This is a genomic window from Brevundimonas sp., from assembly GCF_050729455.1.
Classification (GTDB): Bacteria; Pseudomonadota; Alphaproteobacteria; order Caulobacterales; family Caulobacteraceae; genus Brevundimonas.
This window is the reverse complement of sequence record NZ_JBOHLI010000035.1, coordinates 25,532-34,247: the sequence shown is the minus strand read 5'-3', so window position 1 is coordinate 34,247 and position 8,716 is coordinate 25,532. Positions and strand designations below refer to the sequence as shown.

Sequence of the window (8,716 nt, the reverse complement as noted above, 5' to 3'; positions counted from 1 at the left end):
GGCCCAGACCCCGGCCGCGCCGGCGCCCGCCGCGGCGGCGACGCCCGCGCCGACCGGCCTGCCCGTCGCCGCCGTGGTTGACTGGCTGAAGGCCCAGGGCCTGACCGTCGGCGAGATTCAAGGCGGCGACCAGCCCTACGTCCAGGTGCGCGAAGGCGCGGACCTAGCCTGGACCGTTACCTTCAACAGCTGCGAAAATCAGGTCTGCGGCGATCTGCAGTTCGGCGCCGGCTTCAGCAATCCGCAGGTGACGCTGGACAGGGTCAACGCCTGGAACGCCGAGCGCCGCTTCACCAAAGCCTTCTACGAGGCCCCCTCGGGCGGACGAACGGACGGCGCCGCCATTTTCCAGCAGGACGTGGTGCTGCTGAACGGCATCGGCCCGTCGCAGCTGACCGACAGCGTCGCCATCTGGCGCAGCCTGCTGCCCGTCTTCGCTCTGCACGTCGGCTATTTCGTCGAAGGCGCCGCGACCCTGCCAACGCCGTCGCGCTGATCCTGTCGAGCGGATGCACGAAAAAGGGGTCGCGCCTTCCAGCACGACCCCTTCACATTCAGACGCTCATGCGCTCAATCAGCGAGGCTCCGCGAGCCGAGCGATAGCGCCCTTCTCGCCGGCGTTAGGCCAGCGAGGGTTCAATGTCCTTACAGGCCTGGATCAGGCCGTTCACCGACTCGACCGACTTGGCGAACATGGCCTTCTCGTCGTCGTTGGTGGTGAACTCGACGATCTTCTCGACGCCGGCGGCGCCGATCAGGGCCGGGACGCCGACGTAGAGGTCGGACAGGCCGTACTCGCCCGACAGCCAGACGGCGCAGGGCAGAACGCGCTTCTGGTCCAGCAGGTAGGACTTGGCCATCGCAATCGCGCTTTCGGCCGGGGCGTAGAAGGCCGAGCCGGTCTTCAGCAGGGCCACGATCTCGCCGCCGCCCTTGCGGGTGCGCTCGACGATGGCGTCCAGGTCGGCTTGCGACAGGAAGCCGGCGGCGACGGCGTCCGGCAGCGGCAGGCCGCCCACGGTCGAGTGGCGCACCATCGGCACCATGTCGTCGCCGTGACCGCCCAGGGTCCAGGCGTGGATGTCCTGCACCGAGACGCCGGTCTTTTCAGCCAGGAAGTAGGCGAAGCGCGCCGAATCCAGCACGCCGGCCATGCCGACGACCTTCTCCTTGGGCAGGCCCGAGAACTTCTGCAGGGCCCAGACCATGGCGTCGAGCGGGTTGGTAATGCAGATGACGAAGGCGTTGGGGGCGTGCTGCTTGATGCCCTCGCCGACGGCCTTCATGACCTTGAGGTTGATGCCGATCAGGTCGTCGCGGCTCATGCCCGGCTTGCGCGGCACGCCGGCGGTGACGATGCAGACGTCGGCGCCCGCGATGTCGGCGTAGTCGTTGGCGCCCTTCAGGGCCACGTCCTGACCGAAGACGGCCGAGGCCTCGGCGATGTCGAGGGCTTTGCCTTGCGGCGTGCCTTCGGCGATGTCGAACAGGATGACGTCGCCCAGCGCTTCGCGCGCGGCCACGTGGGCCAGGGTTCCGCCGATCATGCCGGCGCCGATAAGGGCGATCTTCGCGCGAGCCATTCAGGTCTCTCCAGTCGATGTTGCGTGTGCGAAACGGTACTCGATGGCGGGCGGTCTAGACCCGCAGCGGAGCGGGAGCAAGCGTCGGGCGTTGCGCCTTTGGTCGGCCCCTGCGAGGGTCGCCTGAACACAGAGGGCGTCATGACCGCCGCGGACGACGATCGACACTATGAGGCGCGGGTCCTGGCCGAGGCCGAGGCCTGGCGCGAACGCCAGCTGCGCCGTCCCGGCCTGTGGGACATGGCCACGCGGGCGACCCAGGACCGGATCAACCGGATCATCCCAGAGCGGGTGCACCAGGTGGTGACCTCCGGCGTCGAGCTGACGACGCGCGGCATCATGACCGGCGCCGACTGGACCACGGCCAAGCCCCTGACCCACGGCAGCCTGCGCGAACGCGAGGAACTGATCCAGACCCGCGTCGACTTCTACCGCACCACGGCCAGCGTCGAGGGCGGGGTGGCGGGGGCGGGCGGCTTCCTGCTGGCGGCGGCGGATTTTCCGGCCCTTCTGGCCATCAAGGTCAAGCTATTGTTCGAGATCGGCGCCCTGTACGGCCATTCGGGCAAGGATCTGAGCGAGCGCCTCTTCCTGCTGCGTATCTTCCAGATGGCCTTTTCCAGCGCCAGGCACCGGCCCGAGGCCCTGGCCGCGCTGGAGGCGGCGGGCAAGGGCCTGCACCAGCCCGAACGCATCCAGGACTTCGACTGGCGCAAGTTCCAGCTGGAGTACCGGGACTACATCGACCTGGCCAAGCTGGCGCAGCTGATCCCGGTCATCGGCGCGCCGGTCGGGGCCGTGGTCAACTGGCGGCTGACGACGCGGCTGGCGACGACGGCGATGAACGCCTATCGCCTGCGCTGGTTCGAGGACGAGCATCTGACATGACCGAGTTTACCGCTGATCCCGCTTTCGAGGCCGGCTCCGTCTTCGCCGGCGACTGGCCCCTGTGCCAGGTCCGGCTGCAGGACGACGCCCGCTTCCCCTGGCTGATCCTGCTGCCCCGCGTGGCGGGCGCGGTCGAGCTGGACGACCTGACGCCGGAACAGCGCGCGGCCCTGATGGAAGAGATGGTGCGGGCGGGCCAACTGATCCGCGCCCTGGGCCAGGCGGCGGGCCGCCCCGTCGACAAGCTGAACACCGCGGCCCTGGGCAATGTCACCCGCCAACTTCACATTCATGTTGTGGGCCGCCGCCGCGACGACGGCCTGTGGCCCGACCCAATCTGGGGCCGTCCGGGCGCGGTCCGTCTGTCCGAAGACGATTTGACGGCCTTGTTGCGAGCGATTCGCGAGGCCTGATCAGGAAAATGCGATCAGCGGCGCTTATCCGCCCGGGTTCGTTGACACCCGGCCTTTGCGGTCACTAAAGCCTATCGCACTGCAACCGGCCCTGTTTTTCCACAGGTTTTTTGAGAATCATTCGCAATGCCGAACCATCCCAAGGATGCGAGCGACGCCAGCGGCCAGACCAACCGCTATGTCCGCCATCCCAACGGCCATGTCGCGCCGATGTCGCCCTTCACCGACGTCTGGCGGTGGCACATTACGATGACGGCCTCCATCCTGTTCCGGGTCACCATCGGCGCGGCCACCGTCGGCGCCGTCCTGCTGCTGACCTGGGTCGCGGCCGTCGCCGCCGGGCCTGACGCCTACGCCAAGCTCCTGGCCTGCTCGGCCTCGCCCTTCGGCCTCTTCGTCTGGTTCGGCCTGACGCTGGTCCTGTTCTCCTTCCTGCTGAACGGCGCCCGCCACCTGATCAACGACGCCGGCAAGGGCCTTGATCTGAAGTCCGCCAATCTGATGGCCAACATCGCCGTCTGGGGCCCCCTGGTCCTGGCCGTCCTGTTCTGGGTCGTCCTGTTCGCCGCCGGAAAGGTTTCGCTGTGAGCGCCGCCCCCAAGTTCAAGAACAATGTGAAGATCTCCGAGCGCCACGGCGCCGGCGAGTGGAAGATCGAGAAGCTGGCGTTGGCGGCCCTGATGCCGCTGGGCCTGTGGGTCCTGTCGTCGGGCTTCACCCTGGCCGGCGCCGGCTACGAGGCCGTGCTCGCCTGGTTCGGCAACGCCCTGAACGCCGGCCTGCTGGGCCTGACCGCCATCGTCTTCTTCCTGTTCGCCAGCCTGGCCTGGAAGGTCATCATCGAGGACTACGTCCCGACGCCCTCGGCCCGGACGACCCTGATCAACCTGTCGAACCTGGTCTTCCTCGTGCTGGCCGCCGCCAGCATCTTCTTCATCGTGCGTGTGGCGATGGGCTCCGCCCCGCTGCCCGCCGGAGTCTGATCCCGTCATGGCTGCTTACGAGCTTATCGATCACGAATACGACGTCGTCGTCGTCGGCGCGGGCGGTTCCGGCCTGCGCGCGGCCCTCGGCGCCGCTCAGCAGGGCCTGAAGGTCGCCTGCGTCACCAAGGTCTTCCCGACCCGCTCGCACACGGTTGCCGCCCAGGGCGGCATCTCGGCCTCGCTGGGCAACATGGGCGAGGACAGCTGGCAGTGGCACATGTACGACACCGTCAAGGGGTCGGACTGGCTGGGCGACCAGGACGCCATCGAATACCTGGTCCGTAACGCGCCCAAGGCCGTTTACGAGCTGGAACACTGGGGCGTGCCCTTCTCGCGCACCGAAGAAGGCAAGATCTACCAGCGCGCCTTCGGCGGCATGACCCGCAACTTCGGCGAAGGCCCGGTGCAGCGCACCTGCGCGGCCGCCGACCGCACCGGTCACGCCATCCTGCACACCCTGTACGGCCAGTCGGTCCGCCGCGAGGTGAAGTTCTTCGTCGAATACTTCGCCCTGGACCTGATCATGCAGGACGGCGCCTGCACCGGCGTCACCGCCCTGCAGCTCGACACCGGCCAGATGCACCAGTTCCGCGCCAAGATGGTGGTGCTGGCGACCGGCGGTTACGGCCGCGCCTACTTCTCGGCCACCTCGGCCCACACCTGCACCGGCGACGGCAACGCCATGGTGCTGCGCGCCGGCCTGCCCCTGCAGGACATGGAGTTCGTGCAGTTCCACCCGACCGGCATCTATGGCGCCGGCTGCCTCATCACCGAGGGCGCCCGCGGTGAAGGCGGCTACCTGACCAACTCGGAAGGCGAGCGCTTCATGGAGCGCTATGCGCCGACCGTGAAGGACCTGGCCCCGCGCGACATGGTTTCGCGCTCCATGACCATCGAAATCCGCGAAGGCCGCGGCGTGGGTCCGAACAAGGACCACATCTTCCTGCACCTGGACCACCTGGATCCCAAGATCCTGCACCAGCGCCTGCCGGGCATCTCGGAGTCGGCCAAGATCTTCGCCGGCGTCGACGTGACCAAGGAGCCGATCCCGGTCCTGCCGACCGTCCACTACAACATGGGCGGCATCCCCACGAACTATCACGGCGAAGTCCTGACGCTGCGCGACGGCAACCCCGACAGCGTGGTTCCGGGCCTGATGGCCGTGGGCGAAGCGGCCTGCGTCTCGGTGCACGGCGCCAACCGTCTGGGCTCCAACTCGCTGACCGACCTGGTCGTGTTCGGCCGCGCCGTCGGCTTGCGCTGCGGCGAGGTCGTCGACAAGAACTCGGCCGTGCCCTCGGCCTCCAAGGCCCAGACCGACGAGCACCTGGCGCGCCTGGACCGCTTCCGCAACGCCTCGGGTTCGACCCCGACCGCCCACCTGCGTCTTGAGATGCAGCGCGCCATGCAGTCGGACGCCGCCGTCTTCCGCACCGGCAAGACCCTGGACGAAGGCGTCCAGAAGCTGCGCTCGATCGACGCCGCCGGTTCGGACATCAAGACGACGGACCGCGGCCTGATCTGGAACACGGATCTGATGGAGACGCTGGAGTACGACAACCTGATCGCTCAGGCCCTGGTCACCATCGAAGGCGCGGCCAACCGCACGGAATCGCGCGGCGCCCACGCTCGCGAGGACTATCCGGACCGCGACGACGTCAACTGGATGAAGCACACCCTGGCGTGGAAGCGTCCGGGCGAAGGCGTCCAGATCGATTACCGTCCGGTGCACAAGTACACGATGACCGACGACGTCTCCTACATCGAGCCCAAGGCTCGGGTTTACTAAGGGCGCAGGCAGATGGTTCAACTCACCCTCCCGCGCGGCTCCAAGCCCTCGAACGGCAAGGTCCACAAGGCCCCGGCCGGCGCCAAGAACGTCAAGACCTACAAGGTCTATCGCTATGACCCCGAGGTGGATTCCGATCCGCGCTGGGACAGCTTCGAGGTCTCGTCCGACGATCACGGCCCCATGCTTCTGGACGCCCTGATCCACATCAAGAACGAGATCGACCCGACCCTGTCCTTCCGTCGCTCGTGCCGTGAAGGCATCTGCGGCTCGTGCTCGATGAACATCGACGGCCGCAACACCCTGGCCTGCACCAAGGGCATGGACGAGTGCTCGTCGCACAACATCACCATCGCCCCCCTGCCCCACCAGCCGGTGGTCAAGGACCTGGTGACGGACCTGTCGCTGTTCTACGCCCAGTACGACTCGATCCAGCCCTACCTGCAGTCCGACGAGCCGGACCCGGAGACGGAGCGCCTGCAGTCGCCCGCCGACCGCGAGAAGCTGGACGGCCTGTACGAGTGCATCCTGTGCGCCTGCTGCTCGACCTCCTGCCCCAGCTACTGGTGGAACCAGGAAGAGTACCTCGGCCCGGCGGCCCTGCTGCAGTCCTACCGCTGGATCTCGGACAGCCGCGACGACGCGACCCAGAAGCGCCTCGACGACCTCGAGGACCCCTTCAAGCTGTATCGCTGCCACACGATCATGAACTGCGCCCAGGTCTGCCCCAAGGGTCTGAACCCGGCCAAGGCGATCGCCGAGACCAAGAAGCTGATGGTCGCGCCGAGCCGCAAGCGCACGGCGGCCTAAGCCTTCAACCTTGCCATCCGAACAGCCCCCGGCGCCGTCAGGCTCCGGGGGTTTTTCATGCCCGCCGCGCGCCGGGGCTTGCCTCCTTCGCAGGCGAGGCTAAGACGCCTGCATGGCCAAGATCACCTACATCGAGCACGACGGCACCGAGCACACGGTCGAGGTCAAGAACGGCCTTTCCGTCATGGAAGGCGCGATCCGCAACAATGTGCCTGGCATCGACGCCGACTGCGGCGGCGCCTGCGCCTGCGCCACCTGCCACGTCTATGTCGACGAGAATTTCGCCGCCGAGACCGGCCGCCCCTCGGCCATGGAGGAGTCCATGCTCGACTTCGCCGAGAACGTCGAGCCGAACAGCCGCCTGTCCTGCCAGATCCGCGTCAGCGACGATCTGGACGGCCTGATCGTGCGCCTGCCGCAAAGCCAGCACTGAGATGATCGACGCCCGGCTGCTGGACGCGGTCGGGTCTCTGGTCGCCGCTCACGCTCGACCCGACCATATCCCGCTGATCGGGATCGCCGGGGCGCAGGGGTCGGGCAAAACCACCCTGGCTCGCGCCGCCGCCGAACGCCTGGACGCGGCGCACCTGTCGCTGGACGACGTCTATCTGACGAAAGCCGAGCGCGAGGCGAAGGGTAGGGTGCTCCATCCTCTGTTCGCCGTGCGCGGTCCGCCCGGCACGCATGACCTGGGCCTGCTGGCCGCAACCGTCGCCGCCTTGCGCGCCGCTGGACCCGACAGCCGCACGCCGCTGCCGTCCTTCGACAAGCTGACTGACGACCGCCGCCCCGAGGCCGACTGGCCGGTATTCACGGGCCGCCCGACGGCGGTGCTGGTCGACGGCTGGTGTCTGGGGGCGACGGCGCAGGCCGAGGCCGACCTCGCCGCCCCGATCAACGCCCTCGAGCGCGAGCAGGACGGGCAGGGGGTCTGGCGCCGCGTCGTTAACGCCGAACTGGCCCGCCCCTACGCCCAGGCCTTCGCTCGTTTCGACGCCGTCCTGTTCCTGAAGGCGCCGTCGTTCGAGGCCGTGCTGGACTGGCGCTGCGAGCAGGAGGCGGAGTTGATGGGACTGGCGCCCGTTGACCTGCCGCCCGAGCGTCGCGCCGAACTGGCCGTCTTCATTCAGGCCTTCGAGCGCATCACCCGCCATATGCTGGCCGGCGGCGTGCGAGCGGATGTAACGGTCCAGTTGGATAGTGATCGCACCCTAAGGCCCTAGATCCGGGCATCACCCCCAACCCGCTCATCCCGGCGAAGGCCGGGATCCAGATCACATGGCGAAGCAGGAATTTTGAAGGGTGAACTTGCGCCGCCTAGAACATGCGGCGCGACTTACAATCTGGATCCCGGCCTTCGCCGGGATGAGCGGTGATAGGTTCCCGCCTTAGTCCGCCGGCATCCGCACATAGTTGACGGCGATGCGGCCGATCAGGCCCTTGACGATCAGGTCGACCGGCGTGCCCTCGCGATAGTCGCCCTCGGCGACGAAGTTGACCCGGTCCTCCGAGATCAGGCGGTGGATCTTATTGTGGTCGCGCGGGGTGTTGTCGGGGTCATAGACGGCGATCGAGAAGCCGCCCTTGGTGTGCATCATCTTCATGGTCGGCACGTCGGTGTCCCCGTCGCCGAGGAAGATCATCCGGTCGAAGGGGATGGGGCGTTCCTCGTCCGGGATGAAGCGGTTGATGCGCTCGTCGTCCCAGTGGTTGTGCACGCCCTTGTTGATGCGGAACAGGTACTGGGTCTTGGTGGTGTAGTTGACGCCGACCGCCGGCCAGACGGCCACCTCGTCGGCGTCATAGGCGTATTTCGAGGCGAAGACGTGGGTGAAGGCCCCGGCGATGGGGCAGCCCTGGATCATCTCCTCCAGCCCGGCCGAGATGATGTAGTGCTCGATCTCCAGCCCGTACTGGGCGCCGAAGGCGTTCATGCGGTCGAACCAGCTGCCGTCGCGCAGACCTTCGAACAGGGCCACGTCGCGGCCGTGGTCGCGCAGCGTCTGGCGCGTCACCGGCGAACCCTGCTCGCGCGCGGCCAGCAGCATCATCTGCATATACATCAGGATGCCGTCGCCGTCGGACGCGATGGTCCGTGGACGGACGGTCTCGTTCCAGAACTGGGCCGGCGTCATCCCGATCGAGGGAATGAAGCTGACCTCCTGCATATTGCCCCGCGCCAGGGTGCCGTCGAAATCATAGATGATGGCGGTCTTGAGCAGGGGGCGGGTGGTGTCGGCCATGAGA

General features: G+C 67.5%; 11 protein-coding genes. 9 read left to right on the top strand and 2 right to left on the bottom strand.

What is annotated here, in order from left to right; genetic code table 11:
- On the top strand, positions 1-496 hold a 496-nt coding region (locus tag ACREEF_RS10220), incomplete at its 5' end, for a YbjN domain-containing protein (RefSeq protein ID WP_431565476.1).
- 124 nt (positions 497-620) lie between these two features.
- Here ACREEF_RS10220 and mdh read toward each other — a convergent pair.
- Positions 621-1,583, bottom strand: coding sequence for a malate dehydrogenase (gene mdh / locus ACREEF_RS10215; RefSeq protein WP_114817180.1), 963 nt, complete (start codon positions 1,581-1,583; stop codon positions 621-623).
- Positions 1,584-1,724: 141 nt separating this feature from the next.
- On the opposite strand from mdh, the gene ACREEF_RS10210 reads away from it, so the two are divergent.
- From ACREEF_RS10210 to ACREEF_RS10175, 8 genes are all read left to right on the top strand, one after another.
- Positions 1,725-2,471 carry an EcsC family protein gene (locus tag ACREEF_RS10210; RefSeq protein WP_431565475.1) on the top strand — a complete coding sequence of 249 codons (747 nt, stop codon included), beginning with the start codon at positions 1,725-1,727 and terminating at the stop codon, positions 2,469-2,471.
- Positions 2,468-2,884, top strand: coding sequence for an HIT domain-containing protein (locus ACREEF_RS10205; RefSeq protein ID WP_431565474.1), 417 nt, complete (start codon positions 2,468-2,470; stop codon positions 2,882-2,884). Before ACREEF_RS10210 ends, ACREEF_RS10205 begins: the two co-directional genes overlap by 4 nt.
- A gap of 126 nt (positions 2,885-3,010) precedes the next feature.
- On the top strand, positions 3,011-3,472 hold the full coding sequence (gene sdhC / locus ACREEF_RS10200; RefSeq protein ID WP_431565473.1) for a succinate dehydrogenase, cytochrome b556 subunit: 462 nt from the start codon (positions 3,011-3,013) through the stop codon (positions 3,470-3,472).
- Positions 3,469-3,867, top strand: a complete 399-nt coding sequence (locus ACREEF_RS10195; RefSeq protein WP_431565472.1) for a succinate dehydrogenase, hydrophobic membrane anchor protein — start codon at positions 3,469-3,471, stop codon at positions 3,865-3,867. Before sdhC ends, ACREEF_RS10195 begins: the two co-directional genes overlap by 4 nt.
- 7 nt (positions 3,868-3,874) lie before the next feature.
- The gene (sdhA, locus tag ACREEF_RS10190; protein ID WP_431565471.1) at positions 3,875-5,659 is read left to right on the top strand and encodes a succinate dehydrogenase flavoprotein subunit; all 1,785 of its coding nucleotides are present in this window, start codon (positions 3,875-3,877) and stop codon (positions 5,657-5,659) included.
- 12 nt (positions 5,660-5,671) lie between these two features.
- Positions 5,672-6,469 carry a succinate dehydrogenase iron-sulfur subunit gene (locus tag ACREEF_RS10185; RefSeq protein WP_431565470.1) on the top strand — a complete coding sequence of 266 codons (798 nt, stop codon included), beginning with the start codon at positions 5,672-5,674 and terminating at the stop codon, positions 6,467-6,469.
- Between the two features lie 112 nt (positions 6,470-6,581).
- Complete coding sequence (locus ACREEF_RS10180) at positions 6,582-6,902, top strand: 2Fe-2S iron-sulfur cluster-binding protein (protein ID WP_297933198.1); 321 nt, start codon at positions 6,582-6,584, stop codon at positions 6,900-6,902.
- A gap of 1 nt (position 6,903) precedes the next feature.
- Positions 6,904-7,692 (top strand): kinase, encoded by a 789-nt coding sequence (locus tag ACREEF_RS10175; RefSeq protein ID WP_431565469.1) that lies wholly within the window; start codon positions 6,904-6,906, stop codon positions 7,690-7,692.
- Between the two features lie 165 nt (positions 7,693-7,857).
- Here ACREEF_RS10175 and ACREEF_RS10170 read toward each other — a convergent pair whose 3' ends face one another.
- Positions 7,858-8,712 carry an HAD family hydrolase gene (locus ACREEF_RS10170; protein ID WP_431565468.1) on the bottom strand — a complete coding sequence of 285 codons (855 nt, stop codon included), beginning with the start codon at positions 8,710-8,712 and terminating at the stop codon, positions 7,858-7,860.
- Positions 8,713-8,716: the final 4 nt, after the last annotated feature.